This is a genomic window from Pseudomonas sp. (assembly GCF_048269965.1).
In the GTDB taxonomy this organism is placed as follows: Bacteria; Pseudomonadota; Gammaproteobacteria; order Pseudomonadales; family Pseudomonadaceae; genus Aquipseudomonas.
Genome location: NZ_JBLWTV010000002.1, coordinates 89,618 through 104,125 on the forward strand (window position 1 = coordinate 89,618; position 14,508 = coordinate 104,125).

A 14,508-nucleotide genomic window follows, 5' to 3' on the forward strand; every position below is an offset into this window, starting at 1 on the left:
CAGGAATGGATCTTACGTCAGGCCAATATCCTGCCTAGGATGGCCCCATCACGCCAGGAGAAACCGCCATGTACTGCCCCGCCGCCTTCCGTCAGGACGACCTGGCCACCTTGCATGCGCAGATTCAGGCCAGCGGCCTGGCCATTGTGACCAGCACCGGCGAGCAGGGCCTGCAGGCCAGTCACCTGCCGCTGCTGCTCGAGCCTGGTGAGGGTGAGTTCGGCACCCTCTATGGCCACTTCGCCCGGGCCAATCCGCACTGGCGCGACCTGGCCAGCGGCGCCGAGGCGCTGGCGGTGTTCAGCGGGCCGGACGCCTACGTGCATCCTGGCTGGTACCCGGCCAAGGCCGAGCACGGCAAGGTGGTGCCGACCTGGAACTACATCGCCGTGCATGCCTGGGGGCGGGCCGAGGTGTTCGATGAGCCTGAGCGCCTGTTGCAACTGGTCAGCCGCCTCAGCGACCGCCATGAGCAGACCCGAGCGCAGCCCTGGTCGGTCAGCGATGCGCCGCGCGAATACATCGACGCCATGCTGCGCGCCATTGTCGGTTTTGCCCTGCCGATTCGCAGGCTAGAGGGTAAATGGAAGCTCGGCCAGAACCGTTCCGAGGCAGACCAGGCCGGTGTCCGTGCCGGCCTGACGACGTCAACCGCGCCGCGCGACCATGAACTGGTGGCGCGAATGAATTTAACCGACTGACCATCAAAGGAATGCCCTCATGCTCGACATCCGCCCTGTCGCCGTTGCCGATCACAGCGCCTGGCTGCCGCTCTGGCAGGCGTACCAGCGCTTCTACCAGGCCGAGATTGCGGCTGAGACCAGCGCCCTCACCTGGCAGCGCTTTCTCGACCCGGCCGAGCCGATGCACGCCGCCCTGGCCTGGCAGGACGGCGAGGCGGTCGGTCTGGTGCATTTCATTTATCACCGCAGTTGCTGGACGTGTGGTGACTACTGCTACCTGCAGGACCTGTTCGTCGCCGAGCACATTCGCGGTGGCGGCATCGGCCGCGCGCTGATCGAGCAAGTCTACGCCGAGGCCCGTGCCGCCGGTGCCAGCCGCGTGCACTGGCTGACCCAGGAAAACAATTACCAGGGGCGTATGCTCTACGACCGAATCGGCGACCGCTCCGGTTTCATCCAGTACAGGAAACTCTTCTGATGACGCGTGATCTCGCTCATTGGCAACCCCGCCCAACACCTGACCAGCGCACGCTGCAAGGCCGTTTCGTGCGTCTCGAGGCACTCGATGTCGGGCGTCATGGCGATGATCTGTGGCGCGCCTTGCAGGGGCCGGACCCGGCGCTTTGGGATTATCTGCCCTACGGCCCCTTCACCGAGCGTGGCGCCTTCGATACCTGGCTGACCGGCAATGCGCAGAGCCGCGATCCGCTGTTCTATGCAGTGGTCGACCTGGCCGGCGGTCGCGCTCTGGGGTTGTTCAGCTACCTGCGCATCACCGCGCAGGACGGCAGCATCGAGATCGGTCACGTGGCCTTCGGCGCGCCGATGCAGCGCACGCCAGGGGCGACCGAAGCCGTCTATCTGCTGGCGCGACATGCTTTCGACGACCTTGGCTATCGCCGCCTCGAATGGAAGTGCGACGCGGCCAATGCCCGCTCGCTGCGCGCCGCCGAGCGCTTCGGTTTCACCCAGGAAGGGCTGTTTCGTCAGCACATGGTGCGCAAGGGCAGGAATCGCGACACGGCGTGGTTCTCCATCATCGATGGAGAATGGCTGACCTGCCGCGAGGCATTCGAGCGCTGGCTGGCTGTGGACAATTTCGATGATCGGGGCCAGCAGAAGCAGCGCCTGGAGGCGCTGCGCGAGTGATTCGAGGTTATGACGGTTCGGTTGTCTGCCTGAGTTGGCTCTCAGGTTTCGCTCCGGCAGCGCCTTTGCCCAGTAACTGATGAAAAGAATCAGTTCTTCCAGCAGTCGGCAAAGCGTTCGCACACGGCATAGCGTTTGTCCAGGTCGGCCATGCGTGTCAGATGATTGCTGAGGTTTTCCCTCAGCACCTGGCTACTCGCCGTGCGGTAGTACCGCAGCATTCGGATCTTTACCGTGAGCACTCGGTTTTTATCTGTGGACGCGCTGTTGGGGACCAGTTTGCTCAGTTCGGCCGTGTCCAGTTGCCTGAGGTATTTGCGGTATTCGTCTTCGTAGCGCTTGAGCGTTCTCTGATTGCTAGTCGAGAGTTCCTGCGCGGCGATGTCAATGTTCTGCTGGTATTCTTTCCAGTACTCCTTTGGCAAGGTAAAACCCATGCGTCGGGTACGCTCGTCGATCCGCTTTTCGAAGCTCTCGTCAAGCAGTGCCCTGTCCAACTGCGGTTGCTCGGCTTGCATGGATTCCGTGAGGCTCTCGGCAATGATCTGCTCGATCATGCTCACACGCTCTTGCGTATCGGGCTGCGCTACAAGTGCTTTGGGAAATAGGGCATTGCTACCAGCGCATGCAGGTAGGCCATTGTTGAGCAACGGTACTGGTGAGCGCGATACCTGATCGCCGACCTGGTGCAGACGGTTGAGCAGCGCGCGACACATTTTGCCTGAATAGTCGAAGGTCAGTTCGTACTCAGCTCCGCTCTGTGGCGTGTAGCTGAACATGCTCCCACAAACGCTGCTCCTGCCTTGAGTGTTCACCTGTAGCACGACTTCACTGTCCGGTTTCAGGCGAATTTCCAGATATGCCTTGGCGTCGGGAGGCGCTGCGATGGACATGTCTGCCCGGCGTGAGGTGTTGGCTATGAACAGATTATTGAGTATGCCCGTAGTGCGCCCTCCACAGTGCTGCGCGTCGAACACCGCGAGTGTGGCGCTGTCCAGACCGCTTATGAAACGCAACTTCGCCGCATCGGTTTCGGCGGCGTCCGGGTACGAGCCATGAATACTGCATCCACTCAGCAAGAGCGTGAGCGTGGCTGTAGCAATGGGCGCGCGAAGGGTGGGTAGATCGGGCATGGGCGAATCGTCCTTGATGCTTAAAAGCGTGGGGTCGCATGCTAATAAAGGTGCGATAGGTCAGTCCAGCGAGTAAGCCCCACGGCCGTCTTTCGCAGGAGTCTCGCTCTGGGGTGATGCTTTGGCAGTCTGCCGCGCCGTTGTTCGCTGCGCGGCGCCGCACCTGCAGGAGTTGAGTGAGACGTCTTTTTGTGTGCATCCGTACATTCTTCAATGCGCTTGCATTGATCGCTACTCCATCTCGAACAACCCGTCACGCAGCTGTGCGCCGCCCAGGCGCTGGCGGATATCGTCGTCGATGCGTGGGTCGTCGGGGGCGTAGAGCATCAACTGGCGATAGGCGTTGACCCGGTTGATCTCGTTGCCCAGGTACTGCCAGACCACGCGGGTGCAGGCCGGCGTGCGGCGGTCGCCGCTGGAAACGCCGGTCTTGATGCCGTTGAGGCGGATGATGCGGCTCTTGAAGCTGGGGATCAGGATGGTCTGACTCATCTCGTTGCCGGTGAGCGACTCGTAGTCCACCAGAAACAGGCGGTCCTGCAGGAACAACGCCGTGCCCAGGTAGCGACAGCGCACCCAGTCCTCGCTGCCGCCGCGCGTGGGTTCCTGGCGCTCCTGGCGTTCCTGGCGCTCGAACAGGTAGTTGCCGCGCTCCTCGCGCAGGTGCACCAGTGACAGCAGCACGTGCCCCGGCACCGACATGCAGTTGGAGTATTCGAAGTAGTAGCCGCAGTAGCGCTCCATCGGGCTGGCCTGACGGCGCAGTGGGGCGAACAGGTCCAGCAGCGGGTCGCTGCCATTTTGCTGCTGCGCATCGCCGCTGCGTGCGCCGATCAGGCGGGTGAACTGCTCGGCCGGCATGGCCAGCTCGAAGGGTTCGACGCCGAAGAAATCGCAGATGCGCTTGAGGTTGTGCGTGGTCGGCCGGCTTTGCCCTGCCAGGTAGCGGTTGAACTGCGCGCGGTTGATCGACAGCTTGCGGCACACCTCGGCAATCGAGCGGTAATGGCTGCAAAGCAATTTCAGATTGCTGCCGAGGGAATCGGACATATGGCCGCTCCAGCTGATGCGAATGACGCGATTCTAGCATCAACTCGCATCAGTTAGCCGCGACCTGCGAAATTGTCCCGCGCGGCGCCTTCACCAAAGATTGCGCCACCCGCCAGGCGCGGCGCATTCCCATTCAGAACAACAAGAGAGAAAGCCTCCATGCTCGATCTTCTCAATGACCTCATCTGGAGCAAGCTGCTGATCGTGATGCTGATCGGTCTCGGCCTGTTCTTCACTATCGCCTCACGCTTCGTCCAGTTCCGCTACTTCGGCAGCATGTTCCGCATTTTCAGCGAGGCCTTCCAGCGTCAGCCGGGCCAGCTCAGCTCGTTCCAGGCCCTGATGCTGTCGGTTGCCGGTCGCGTGGGCGCCGGCAACATCGCCGGCGTATCGGTGGCGATCATGCTCGGCGGTCCGGGCGCCATCTTCTGGATGTGGGTCGTGGCCCTGGTCGGCATGGCCACCAGCTACTTCGAGTGCTCGCTGGCGCAGCTGTACAAGCGCCGCGAGGCCGATGGCGGCTACCGTGGTGGCCCGGCCTTCTACATCCAGCACGGCCTTGGCCAGCGCTGGCTGGGTATCGTCGTGTCGATCCTGCTGCTGGTGACCTTCGGCTTCGGCTTCAACGCCGTGCAGTCCTTCACCGTCGCCAGCTCGCTGCACGACACCTTCGGCGTTCCGACCCTGGCCAGCGGTATCGCCCTGACCGTGGTGATCGGTCTGATCATCTTCGGTGGCATCAAGCGCATCGCCAAGTTCGCCGACGTGCTGGTGCCGGTCATGGCGTTCTCCTACCTGGCCATGGCACTGCTGGTGATCGGTCTGAACATCGCCGAAGTTCCAGCCACCTTCGCCCTGATCTTCAAGAGCGCCTTCGGCCTAGAGCCGGCCTTCGCCGGTGGCATCGGCGCGGCCATCATCATGGGCGTCAAGCGCGGCCTGTTCTCCAACGAAGCCGGCCTGGGCAGTGCGCCGAACGTGGCGGCGGTGGCCGAGGTCAAGCACCCGGCCGCGCAGGGCATCGTGCAGTCGCTCAGTGTGTTCATCGACACCCTGATCCTGTGCAGCTGCACGGCGATGATCATTCTGCTGTCCGGCGTGTATCAGCCGGGCATGGAGCAGGCCGGTGTGGTGTTGACCCAGAGTGCCGTCGCAGCCGTGGTCGGTGAGTGGGGCCGGGTGTTCGTCAGCCTGGCGCTGCTGCTGTTCGTCTTCACCACGCTGATCTACAACTATTATCTGGGTGAAAACGCTCTGGGCTTCTTCAGCCAGAAGCGCGGCCCGGTAATGATCTACCGCGTGCTGGTGGTTGGCCTGGTGCTGTGGGGCTCGGTGCAGGATCTGGGCACCGTGTTCGCTTTTGCCGACGTGACCATGGGCCTGCTGGCGATCTGCAACCTCATCGCCCTGGCGTTGCTGTTCAAGGTGGGCCTGCGCCTGATGCGCGACTACGATAGCCAGATCAAGGCAGGTGTCGAATCGCCGGTGCTCGACGCCAAGCAGTTCGCTGATCTGGACCTCGACCCTGCCGTCTGGGCTGGTCAGCCAGGCAAAACCGCCGACCAGGCGGAAATCGGTGATCGCGTCTACCAGCGTTGATCTGACTCAGATGGAAGAAGGGGGCGAGGCCCCCTTTTTCTTGCCTGACACCTTTGGCAGCCATTGTTCGGGCAGTCGTAAGCGACGCAGCGAATGCGCGCAGGCCCGTGATTTGTGAGGAGAGTCCATGGCGACCCCAGAAAAACTCCTGGTGCTGTACACCGGCGGCACCATCGGCATGCAGATGAGCGCAGACGGCCTGGCGCCGGCCTCGGGTTTCGAGGCGCGCATGCGCACGCAACAAGCCAGCGAGAACGGCAGCGAGCTGCCGCAATGGACCTTTCGCGAGCTGCTGCCGCTGATCGACAGCGCCAACATGAACACCGGCCACTGGCTGGCGCTGCGCGATGAAATCGTCACGGCGGTGCAGACCGACGGCCACGACGCCGTGCTGGTGCTGCACGGCACCGACACCCTGGCCTACAGCGCCGCCGCGCTGAGTTTCCTGCTGCTGGGTCTCGAGGCGCCGGTGGTGCTCACCGGCGCCATGCAGCCGGCCGGTGTGGCCGGTGGCGATGCCTGGCCCAATCTGTTCGGCGCCATGCGCGCCTTGTATCGCGGCGTGAAGCCGGGCGTGCACCTGTACTTCAACGGGCAGCTGCTGCATGGCGCACGCTGCTCGAAGTTGCGCAGCGACGCCTTTGACGCCTTCCAGGTGCTGCCGCGTCAGCGTCAGGCAGAGCGTGCGAAGGTCGATGCGCGGATTGACTTCCGCCAGCCGCGCCAGACGGTCAATCTTGCCGTGTTGCCGTTGCATCCGGCCGTGCAGGCCGGGCATCTGCACGTCCTGCTGGCCAGCGGCGTGCAGGGTCTGCTGTTGGAGTGCTACGGCAGCGGTACCGGCCCGGCCGGCGATGCGCAATTGATGAGCGTGCTGCGTGAGGCGCATCAGCGCGGCGTGGTGCTGGCGGCAATCAGCCAGTGTCCGCAGGGCCATGTGCAGTTCGGTGTGTATGCGGCCGGCAGCCGTCTGGCCGAGGTCGGTCTGGTGTCCTGTGGCGGCATGACCCGCGAGGCCGCACTGGGCAAGCTGTTCGCCTTGCTCGGCGCCGGTCTGCCGCAAGCCGAGGTCGAGCACTGGCTGGCGCGCGATCTCTGTGGTGAGATGAGCGACTGATCCACCTGCCCAAACAGAGGAAGGACGATGAGTATCGACATTCGCCCTGTAGTCGCCGCCGATCACCCCGCCTGGTTGCCCTTGTGGCAGGGCTACCAGCGCTTCTACATGACCGAGATTGCAGCCGAGACCAGCGCGGTTACCTGGCAGCGTTTTCTCGACTCCGCCGAGCCCATGGGCGCTGCCCTGGCCTGGCAGGGTGACCAGGCCATTGGCCTGGTGCACTGGGTCATTCACCGCTCGACCTGGACCACCGGCGACTATTGCTACCTGCAGGACCTGTTCGTCGCCAAGGGCCAGCGCAGTGGCGGCGTCGGTCGTCGGCTGATCCAGCATGTCTTTGAGCAGGCCCGCGCCGCCGGCTGTTCACGGGTGCACTGGCTGACTCACGAGAGCAACAGCCAGGCCAAGCTCTTGTACGAGCGCATCGGTGAGCGCTCGGGATTCGTGCAGTACCGCAAGCTGTTGTAGGGTGCGCTGCGCGCACCTTTGGCACCCTTGGCCTGGGTGCGATCCGGCGAGAGCGGCGCCCCTTCCCCGGATTTCATCCGGGCTACTGCAGCTGTAGCGCGCCGATTCAGAAGACCGACCAGCCGATGCGCTCACTGAGCAGCTCCAGCGCCTTGATCCCGGCCAGGGAGTTACCCGCTGCGTTCAGCTCCGGTGACCACACGCATACGCTGAACTGCCCTGGTACCACCGCGACGATGCCGCCGCCGACGCCGCTCTTGCCCGGCAGACCGACACGATAGGCGAAGTTGCCGGCTTCGTCGTACAGCCCACTGGTGGCCATGATGGCGTTGATCTGCTTGGTCTGGCGGGGCGACAGCACCTGCTCGCCGCTGTGCTGGCAGAAACCCTGGTTGGCCAGGAAGCCGAAGGCGCGCGCCAGGTCGACGCAGCTCATGCGCAGCGCGCAGCAGCTGAAGTAGCTGCGCAGCACCGCCTCGACTTCGTTGTGGAAATTGCCGAACGATTGCATCAGGTAGGCTGCAGCCGCGTTGCGTGCACGGTGTTGGTATTCCGATTCGGCGACATGGTTGTCCACCGTCACCTCGGGGTTGCCCGACAGACGCCGGACGAAGTCGCGCATCGACAATGCTGGTGCGGCGTAGCGCGACTGGTTGATGTCGCAGATCACCAGGGCGCCGGCATTGATGAACGGATTGCGCGGCTTGCCACGCTCGAACTCGAGCTGCACCAGCGAGTTGAACGGCTGCCCGGACGGCTCGTGGCCCAGGCGCTGCCAGATGCTCTCGCCGCTGTGGCCGATGGCCTGGACCAGGCTGAACACCTTGGAAATGCTCTGGATCGAGAAGGGCGTACGCGCATCGCCGGCGACATGCACCTGGCCGTCGTTGCCATACACGGCGATGCCCAGCTGATCGGGCACCACGCTGGCCAGCGCGGGAATGTAGTCGGCCACCTTGCCCTGGCCGATCAGTGGGCGGACTTCATCGAGAATTTCGTTCAACAGCGCTTGCATGCTCAGGCTCGCGAGTAGGCCGGGTAGCGTCCCGGCAGGTCAGTGCTAGACGCCTGCGGACGCTACGGAATCACAGGCAGGCGCTTGCCCTGAGCGGCCTGCACCCCCTAGGCTCGGCCCTCCCCTGTCGCTGGCGTAGTTCGATGTCCACCGTTCTCAATGTGCTGCTGCCGATCTTCGGCCTGATCCTGGTCGGATTCATCTGTCGGCGAACCAATCGCCTGGGGCCGACGGCGGCCTCGGAGATGAACCGCTTCGTGGTCTGGCTCGGCCTGCCGGCCCTGCTCTTCAGCCTCACGGCCAAGGCCGACTGGGCGCAGATCTGGCAACCCGGTTTCCTGCTCGCCTTCACCGGCGGCATGCTCGCGGTGTTTCTGGTCACGCTGGCATACCGCTGGAAAACCACTGGCAGCCTGGTCGACGCCAGCATCGATGGGCTCAGTGCCGGTTATGCCAATACCGGCTATATCGGCATTCCACTGTGCGTGCTGGTGCTGGGGGAGGACGGCATGGCTCCCGCGCTGATCGCCTCGCTGCTGGTGGTCTGCGTGCTGTTCGGCCTGGCGGTGGTGTGCATCGAGGTGGGTCTGCAGAGCAAGAAGGGGTTGGGCGGCGCCATCGTGCAGGTGGTCACGGCGCTGCTGAAGAACCCGCTGGTGGTGGCGCCACTGCTGGGGGCTGCCTGGGCCTTTGGCGGCGTGCAGATGCCAGCGGCGCTGGACGAGTTTCTGCGCCTGCTCGGCGCGGCCACGGTGCCCTGTGCACTGGTTTCGCTGGGGTTGTTCCTGGCGCAGCGGCAGAGCGGGCCGAGCGAAGGCGCCTGGCCGCTGGTGGCCCTGAAGCTGGTGCTGCAACCGCTGGTGACCTGGTTCATCGCCTTCGTGCTGCTCGACCTGCCACCGTTCTGGGCGCACGCCGCGTTGCTGCTCAGCGCACTGCCAACGGGCACCGGGCCGTTCATGCTCGCCGAGTACTACCAGCGCCAGGCGGCGCTGGTTTCGCGGGCGATCCTGTTCTCTACCCTCGGCTCGCTGCTGACCTTGACCCTGATCCTGCTGGCGATCACGCCTTGAGTTGCAGCTCCACGCCCAACTGCTGCGACAGGCAGGACCAGCGCTGCCAGGCCGATGCGGTATCCGGCGCCGCCAGGCGCTCACGGTAGGCCTGCACCGACGGCAGGTCGAAGCTGGCGTCATCGAGCATGCCGGCCAGGGCATGATGCACGGCCTCGTCGAGCTGGTTGGCGAAAGGTTCGCCGATCAACTGATGAGCGATCAGGTTGGCGCGCGTGGTGTCCAGCGGGATCAGCGGCTGGCCGAGGTGGGCGATATAGCGGTCATTGACCTCCTCCACCAGGCGGTGGGCCAGATAGGCCTCGTCGAGCAGGCCTTCGAGACCTTCATGGCCCTCCATCAGCGCCGGTGGCTGCAGGAAGAAATGCTCGGCGATCTTCAGTACCGGTTTCACAGCGGCCTCGATTCCTGCTTCGCGCGCCACCTCGGCAGCCGCGTCGAGCACGTCCGGCACCTGCTCGATATAGGCGATCACGAATGCGCTCAGCGCCGCCGCCGCATCCTCCCCCGGCAGGCGGATGGACGGGTGCAGGCGCTCCAGCTGAGCCTGCAGCAGGCGCGAGAGCGCCTGGCTGCCGCTTTCCTGCTGGTGAGCCTGGGCGATCAATTGACGAAGGGCGGCGGTGTTCATGACAGCTCCTACATTTCAGGACATGGGCGTGAACATTAGCCGGCCGTTTGGTCAGGCTAAGACGCGATTGTCATAATTTTTTCATACTTATGCGAGTTCGCTATAACGACCTGTATCAGAACGGCTACACCCCGCGTCAGGCGGGGCGTTTAGGACAGGGCTTGCGCGCCTTCGGCCATTTTTGCGCGCACGTTGCGAGGTGAAACTCGCCGTCTATACTCGAACTCGAAAGGCAGTACCTGATGGAACCGGACGAGCTCAGGCACGGAGAGGTTTCGGCAGTAGTCGCCAGCAGTTGAGCGCGGTGCGCGGACAGTGAGTCCGCCTTGTCGCTCCATGGCAGTCGATCCCTTAGCCGCAGGCTCAGCCGGCGGGATAACAAGAACAATCAAGGGGAACCCGCAATGATGCGACATCCACGAGTCTGGATGGGCCTCCTGCTGTGGCTGGCATTAGGCTCGGCGCACGCGCAGTGGACGGTCAACATGGCGCCCGGTGTAACCGACGTCAGCCGCTCCGTGTTCGATCTGCACATGACCATTTTCTGGATCTGCGTTGTGATCGGTGTGATCGTGTTCGGCGCCATGTTCTGGTCGATGATCATGCACCGCCGCTCTACCGGCCAGAAACCCGCACATTTTCACGAAAGCACCACCGTCGAGATTCTCTGGACCGTGGTGCCGTTGGCCATTCTGGTGGTGATGGCGATCCCGGCGACCAAGACGCTGATCGAGATCTACGACACCACCGAGTCCGAGCTGGATATCCAGGTCACCGGCTACCAGTGGAAGTGGCACTACAAGTACCTGGGGCAGGACGTCGAGTTCTTCAGCAATCTGACCACGCCGCGCTCGCAGATCGACAACCGCGAAGCCAAGGGCGAACACTACCTGCTGGAAGTCGACGAGCCGCTGGTGGTGCCGGTGGGCACCAAGGTGCGCTTCCTGATCACCGCCGCCGACGTCATCCATTCCTGGTGGGTGCCGGCACTGGCGGTGAAGAAGGACGCCGTCCCCGGGTTCATCAACGAATCCTGGACGCGCATCGAGGAACCCGGCATCTACCGCGGCCAGTGCACCGAGCTGTGCGGCAAGGACCACGGTTTCATGCCGGTGGTGGTCGAGGCCAAGTCCAAGGAAGACTTCGCTGCCTGGCTGGCCGAGCGCAAGCAGGCAGCCGCCGCCGAGCGCGAGCTGACCAGCAAGGAGTGGACCATGGAAGAGCTGATGGCGCGTGGTGAGAAGGCCTACAACACCGCCTGTGCAGCCTGCCACCAGCCCAGCGGTGAAGGTCTGCCGCCGATGTTCCCGGCGCTCAAAGGCTCGGCCATCGCCAAGGGGGCTGCCGAGGGCCATATCGACATCGTCTACCACGGCAAGCCGGGCACCTCCATGGCCGCCTTCGGCAAGCAGCTGTCGCCGGTCGACCTGGCCGCCATCATCACCTACGAGCGCAACGCCTGGGGCAACAATGTCGGTGACATGGTCACGCCCAAGGACATTCTCGATTTCTCCAAGGCGCAGGAGTAAGGACATGAGTGCAGTGATCGACCACGGTCATACTGACCACCACCATGGCCCGGCCAAGGGCCTGATGCGCTGGGTGCTGACCACCAACCACAAGGACATCGGCACGATGTACCTGTGGTTCAGCTTCTGCGCCTTTCTGCTCGGTGGCTCGATGGCCATGGTCATCCGCGCCGAGCTGTTCCAGCCGGGCTTGCAGATCGTGCAGCCGGAATTCTTCAACCAGATGACCACCATGCACGGCCTGATCATGGTCTTCGGCGCGGTGATGCCGGCCTTCGTCGGCCTGGCCAACTGGATGATCCCGCTGATGATCGGCGCGCCGGACATGGCCCTGCCACGGATGAACAACTTCAGTTTCTGGCTGTTGCCGGCGGCCTTCGGTCTGCTGGTCTCGACGCTGTTCATGGAGGGTGGCGGGCCGAACTTCGGCTGGACCTTCTATGCGCCGCTGTCGACCACCTACGGGCCGGAGAGCACGACCTTCTTCATCTTCGCGATACACCTGATGGGCATCAGTTCGATCATGGGGGCGATCAACGTGGTCGCCACCATCCTCAACCTGCGTGCCCCCGGCATGACCCTGATGAAGATGCCGCTGTTCGTCTGGACCTGGTTGATCACCGCCTTCCTGCTGATCGCGGTGATGCCGGTACTGGCCGGTTGCGTGACCATGATGCTGATGGACATCCACTTCGGCACCAGCTTCTTCAGCGCCGCTGGCGGTGGCGACCCGGTGCTGTTCCAGCACGTGTTCTGGTTCTTCGGTCATCCCGAGGTGTACATCATGATCCTGCCCGCCTTCGGCGCGGTCAGCTCGATCATTCCGGCCTTCGCGCGCAAGCCGCTGTTCGGCTACACCTCGATGGTCTACGCCACGGCAGCGATCGCCTTCCTGTCGTTCATCGTCTGGGCGCACCACATGTTCACCGTGGGCATTCCGCTGACCGGCGAGCTGTTCTTCATGTACGCCACCATGCTGATCGCCGTACCCACGGGGGTGAAGGTGTTCAACTGGGCCAGCACCATGTGGCAGGGCTCGATGACCTTCGAGGCGCCGATGCTGTTCTCGGTGGCCTTCGTCATCCTGTTCACCATCGGTGGTTTTTCCGGGCTGATGCTGGCCATCGCCCCGGCGGACTTCCAGTACCACGACACCTACTTCGTGGTGGCGCACTTCCACTACGTGCTGGTACCCGGTGCGATCTTCGGCATCTTCGCCTCGGCCTACTACTGGCTGCCCAAGTGGACCGGCCACATGTACGACGAAACCCTGGCCAAGCTGCATTTCTGGATGAGCTTCATCGGCATGAACCTGGCGTTCTTCCCGATGCACTTCGTTGGCCTGGCCGGCATGCCACGGCGTATCCCCGACTACAACATGATGTTCGCCAACTTCAACATGGTCTCCAGCATCGGCGCCTTCATGTTCGGGGCGACCCAGCTGCTGTTCCTGTTCATCGTCATCAAGTGCATCCGCGGCGGCAAGCCGGCCCCGGCCAAACCCTGGGACGGTGCCGAAGGCCTGGAGTGGACGGTGCCGTCACCGGCGCCCTACCACACCTTCAGCACGCCACCGGAAGTGAAATAGGAGGTCCGCCGTGAGCGAGGTCATCGCGACTCGTCGCCTGGTTACCCGTCTGCTGCTCGTGGTGGTGGTGATGTTCTGCTTTGGCATCTTCGTCCTGCCGCCGTTCTACGACGCCATGTGCCGGGTTTTCGGCATCAACGGCAAGACGGCCGGGGCCTACCAGGGCGAGCAGATGGTGGATGAACAGCGCCAGGTGCGCGTGCAGTTTCTCGCCACCAACGCTGCCGGCATGGTCTGGGAGTTCGGTCCGCAGGCCGACGAGATACTGGTTCACCCGGGTGAGGCGCGCGACATGCTGTTCGTTGCCTACAACCCCAGCGACCAGCTGATGAGCGCGCAGGCGATCCCGAGCGTATCGCCTTCGAAAGCGGCGGCCTTCTTTCACAAGACCGAGTGTTTCTGCTTTACCCAGCAGGTGTTGCAACCGGGCGAGCGCATCGAAATGCCGGTGCGCTTCATCGTCGACAGAGACCTGCCCAAGGACGTGAAGCACCTGACCCTGGGCTACACCCTGTTCGATATCACCGTGCGCAAACCGCCAGTGGCACAGGCTCCATAAGGAGAACAACAATGTCGAGTCACGAAAGTCACGAGAACTATTACGTCCCGGCGCAGAGCAAGTGGCCTATCGTCGCCACCATCGGCCTGCTGGTCAGCTTCTATGGTGTCGGCACCTGGTTCAACGACCTGTCGGCAGGTCGCGACGGCTCCAACGGGCCGCTGATCTTCTTCGTCGGTGGGCTGATTCTGGCCTGGATGCTGTTCGGCTGGTTCGGCAACGTCATCAAGGAAAGTCGTAGCGGTCTGTACAGCGCGCAGATGGACCGCTCCTTTCGCTGGGGCATGAGCTGGTTCATCTTCTCCGAGGTGATGTTCTTCGCCGCCTTCTTCGGCGCCCTGTTCTATGTCCGCATGTGGGCCGGACCCTGGCTTGGCGGCGAGGGTGACAAGGGCGTGGCCAACATGCTCTGGGAAGGCTTCGAATACAGCTGGCCGCTGCTGCAGAACCCCGACTCCAAGCTGTTCCCGCCACCCAGCGCAGTGATCGATCCGTGGCATCTGCCCTTGGTCAACACCATCTTGCTGGTGTCTTCCAGCGTCACCATCACCTTCGCCCACCATGCGTTGAAGAAGAACCACCGTGGCCCGCTCAAGGCCTGGCTGGCCGCCACCATCGTACTGGCGCTGGCGTTCCTGTTCTTTCAGGTCGAGGAATACATCGAGGCCTACACCGAGCTGGGGCTGACCCTGGGCTCAGGCATCTATGGCGCCACTTTCTTCATGCTCACCGGCTTTCACGGCGCGCACGTGACGCTCGGCACCATCATCCTGATCGTGATGCTGGTGCGCATCATGCGCGGGCATTTCAGTGCCGATCAGCACTTCGGCTTCGAGGCGGCCGCCTGGTACTGGCACTTCGTCGACGTGGTCTGGCTGGGCTTGTTCGTCTTCGTCTACGTACTGTAGCGG

15 protein-coding genes are annotated in these 14,508 nt (G+C 63.4%); 11 read left to right on the forward strand and 4 right to left on the reverse strand.

The window, feature by feature from the left end; translation table 11 throughout:
• Nucleotides 1–68: 68 nt before the first annotated feature.
• Genes ACN0X6_RS02725 through ACN0X6_RS02735 form a run of 3 tightly spaced genes read left to right on the forward strand, consistent with a single transcriptional unit; the run spans nt 69 to nt 1,832 of the window.
• Nucleotides 69–701: an FMN-binding negative transcriptional regulator gene (locus ACN0X6_RS02725; RefSeq protein WP_417701899.1), complete on the forward strand. Its 633-nt coding sequence runs from the start codon at nt 69–71 to the stop codon at nt 699–701.
• A gap of 19 nt (nt 702–720) precedes the next feature.
• Nucleotides 721–1,161, forward strand: coding sequence for a GNAT family N-acetyltransferase (locus ACN0X6_RS02730; protein WP_417701901.1), 441 nt, complete (start codon nt 721–723; stop codon nt 1,159–1,161).
• Nucleotides 1,161–1,832, forward strand: coding sequence for a GNAT family N-acetyltransferase (locus ACN0X6_RS02735; RefSeq protein ID WP_417701903.1), 672 nt, complete (start codon nt 1,161–1,163; stop codon nt 1,830–1,832). The genes ACN0X6_RS02730 and ACN0X6_RS02735 overlap by 1 nt, the downstream gene beginning before the upstream one ends.
• An 89-nt stretch (nt 1,833–1,921) precedes the next feature.
• On the opposite strand, the gene ACN0X6_RS02740 is transcribed toward ACN0X6_RS02735, so the two are convergent.
• Both ACN0X6_RS02740 and ACN0X6_RS02745 read right to left on the reverse strand, forming a co-directional pair.
• Nucleotides 1,922–2,965: a hypothetical protein gene (locus ACN0X6_RS02740; RefSeq protein WP_417701905.1), complete on the reverse strand. Its 1,044-nt coding sequence runs from the start codon at nt 2,963–2,965 to the stop codon at nt 1,922–1,924.
• A 231-nt stretch (nt 2,966–3,196) separates the two neighbouring features.
• Entirely contained in the window at nt 3,197–4,015 is an 819-nt protein-coding gene (locus ACN0X6_RS02745) for a helix-turn-helix domain-containing protein (RefSeq protein WP_417701907.1), read from the reverse strand.
• 159 nt (nt 4,016–4,174) lie between these two features.
• On the opposite strand from ACN0X6_RS02745, the gene ACN0X6_RS02750 reads away from it, so the two are divergent.
• The 3 genes from ACN0X6_RS02750 (at nt 4,175) to ACN0X6_RS02760 (ending at nt 7,202) form a co-directional block, all read left to right on the forward strand.
• Nucleotides 4,175–5,614, forward strand: a complete 1,440-nt coding sequence (locus ACN0X6_RS02750) for an alanine/glycine:cation symporter family protein (protein WP_417701909.1) — start codon at nt 4,175–4,177, stop codon at nt 5,612–5,614.
• A gap of 127 nt (nt 5,615–5,741) precedes the next feature.
• Nucleotides 5,742–6,731, forward strand: coding sequence for an asparaginase (locus ACN0X6_RS02755; RefSeq protein WP_417701911.1), 990 nt, complete (start codon nt 5,742–5,744; stop codon nt 6,729–6,731).
• A 27-nt stretch (nt 6,732–6,758) separates the two neighbouring features.
• The gene (locus ACN0X6_RS02760) at nt 6,759–7,202 is read left to right on the forward strand and encodes a GNAT family N-acetyltransferase (protein WP_417701914.1); all 444 of its coding nucleotides are present in this window, start codon (nt 6,759–6,761) and stop codon (nt 7,200–7,202) included.
• Nucleotides 7,203–7,308: 106 nt separating this feature from the next.
• Here the strand turns inward: ACN0X6_RS02760 and glsB are convergent, their stop codons facing one another.
• Complete coding sequence (gene glsB / locus ACN0X6_RS02765) at nt 7,309–8,217, reverse strand: glutaminase B (protein WP_074677566.1); 909 nt, start codon at nt 8,215–8,217, stop codon at nt 7,309–7,311.
• 143 nt (nt 8,218–8,360) lie between these two features.
• Between glsB and ACN0X6_RS02770 the strand changes: the two genes are divergently transcribed.
• Entirely contained in the window at nt 8,361–9,290 is a 930-nt protein-coding gene (locus ACN0X6_RS02770; protein ID WP_417701916.1) for an AEC family transporter, read from the forward strand.
• Here the strand turns inward: ACN0X6_RS02770 and ACN0X6_RS02775 are convergent.
• Nucleotides 9,280–9,921, reverse strand: a complete 642-nt coding sequence (locus tag ACN0X6_RS02775) for a hypothetical protein (protein WP_417701918.1) — start codon at nt 9,919–9,921, stop codon at nt 9,280–9,282. The genes ACN0X6_RS02770 and ACN0X6_RS02775 overlap by 11 nt on opposite strands.
• A 404-nt stretch (nt 9,922–10,325) precedes the next feature.
• Here ACN0X6_RS02775 and coxB point away from each other — a divergent pair, with 404 nt between their 5' ends.
• Genes coxB through ACN0X6_RS02795 form a run of 4 tightly spaced genes read left to right on the forward strand, consistent with a single transcriptional unit; the run spans nt 10,326 to nt 14,505 of the window.
• Nucleotides 10,326–11,450, forward strand: coding sequence for a cytochrome c oxidase subunit II (coxB, locus tag ACN0X6_RS02780; protein ID WP_417701920.1), 1,125 nt, complete (start codon nt 10,326–10,328; stop codon nt 11,448–11,450).
• A gap of 4 nt (nt 11,451–11,454) precedes the next feature.
• On the forward strand, nt 11,455–13,038 hold the full coding sequence (gene ctaD / locus ACN0X6_RS02785; protein WP_417701922.1) for a cytochrome c oxidase subunit I: 1,584 nt from the start codon (nt 11,455–11,457) through the stop codon (nt 13,036–13,038).
• A gap of 10 nt (nt 13,039–13,048) precedes the next feature.
• A complete protein-coding gene (locus tag ACN0X6_RS02790) occupies nt 13,049–13,597 on the forward strand; it encodes a cytochrome c oxidase assembly protein (RefSeq protein ID WP_417701924.1) in 549 nt (182 codons plus the stop codon).
• 11 nt (nt 13,598–13,608) lie between these two features.
• Nucleotides 13,609–14,505: a cytochrome c oxidase subunit 3 gene (locus ACN0X6_RS02795; RefSeq protein WP_417701926.1), complete on the forward strand. Its 897-nt coding sequence runs from the start codon at nt 13,609–13,611 to the stop codon at nt 14,503–14,505.
• Nucleotides 14,506–14,508: the final 3 nt, after the last annotated feature.

Bases quoted from the DNA above. Each gene is read 5' to 3' on its own strand.
- ACN0X6_RS02760 (WP_417701914.1), top strand. From the start codon at position 6,759: ATGAGTATCGACATTCGCCCTGTAGTCGCCGCCGATCACCCCGCCTGG.
- ACN0X6_RS02740 (WP_417701905.1), bottom strand. From the start codon at position 2,965: ATGCCCGATCTACCCACCCTTCGCGCGCCCATTGCTACAGCCACGCTC.
- ACN0X6_RS02745 (WP_417701907.1), bottom strand. From the start codon at position 4,015: ATGTCCGATTCCCTCGGCAGCAATCTGAAATTGCTTTGCAGCCATTAC.
- ACN0X6_RS02730 (WP_417701901.1), top strand. From the start codon at position 721: ATGCTCGACATCCGCCCTGTCGCCGTTGCCGATCACAGCGCCTGGCTG.
- coxB (WP_417701920.1), top strand. From the start codon at position 10,326: ATGATGCGACATCCACGAGTCTGGATGGGCCTCCTGCTGTGGCTGGCA.
- ACN0X6_RS02775 (WP_417701918.1), bottom strand. From the start codon at position 9,921: ATGAACACCGCCGCCCTTCGTCAATTGATCGCCCAGGCTCACCAGCAG.
- ACN0X6_RS02770 (WP_417701916.1), top strand. From the start codon at position 8,361: ATGTCCACCGTTCTCAATGTGCTGCTGCCGATCTTCGGCCTGATCCTG.
- ACN0X6_RS02755 (WP_417701911.1), top strand. From the start codon at position 5,742: ATGGCGACCCCAGAAAAACTCCTGGTGCTGTACACCGGCGGCACCATC.
- ACN0X6_RS02795 (WP_417701926.1), top strand. From the start codon at position 13,609: ATGTCGAGTCACGAAAGTCACGAGAACTATTACGTCCCGGCGCAGAGC.
- ACN0X6_RS02725 (WP_417701899.1), top strand. From the start codon at position 69: ATGTACTGCCCCGCCGCCTTCCGTCAGGACGACCTGGCCACCTTGCAT.
- ACN0X6_RS02750 (WP_417701909.1), top strand. From the start codon at position 4,175: ATGCTCGATCTTCTCAATGACCTCATCTGGAGCAAGCTGCTGATCGTG.
- glsB (WP_074677566.1), bottom strand. From the start codon at position 8,217: ATGCAAGCGCTGTTGAACGAAATTCTCGATGAAGTCCGCCCACTGATC.
- ACN0X6_RS02735 (WP_417701903.1), top strand. From the start codon at position 1,161: ATGACGCGTGATCTCGCTCATTGGCAACCCCGCCCAACACCTGACCAG.
- ctaD (WP_417701922.1), top strand. From the start codon at position 11,455: ATGAGTGCAGTGATCGACCACGGTCATACTGACCACCACCATGGCCCG.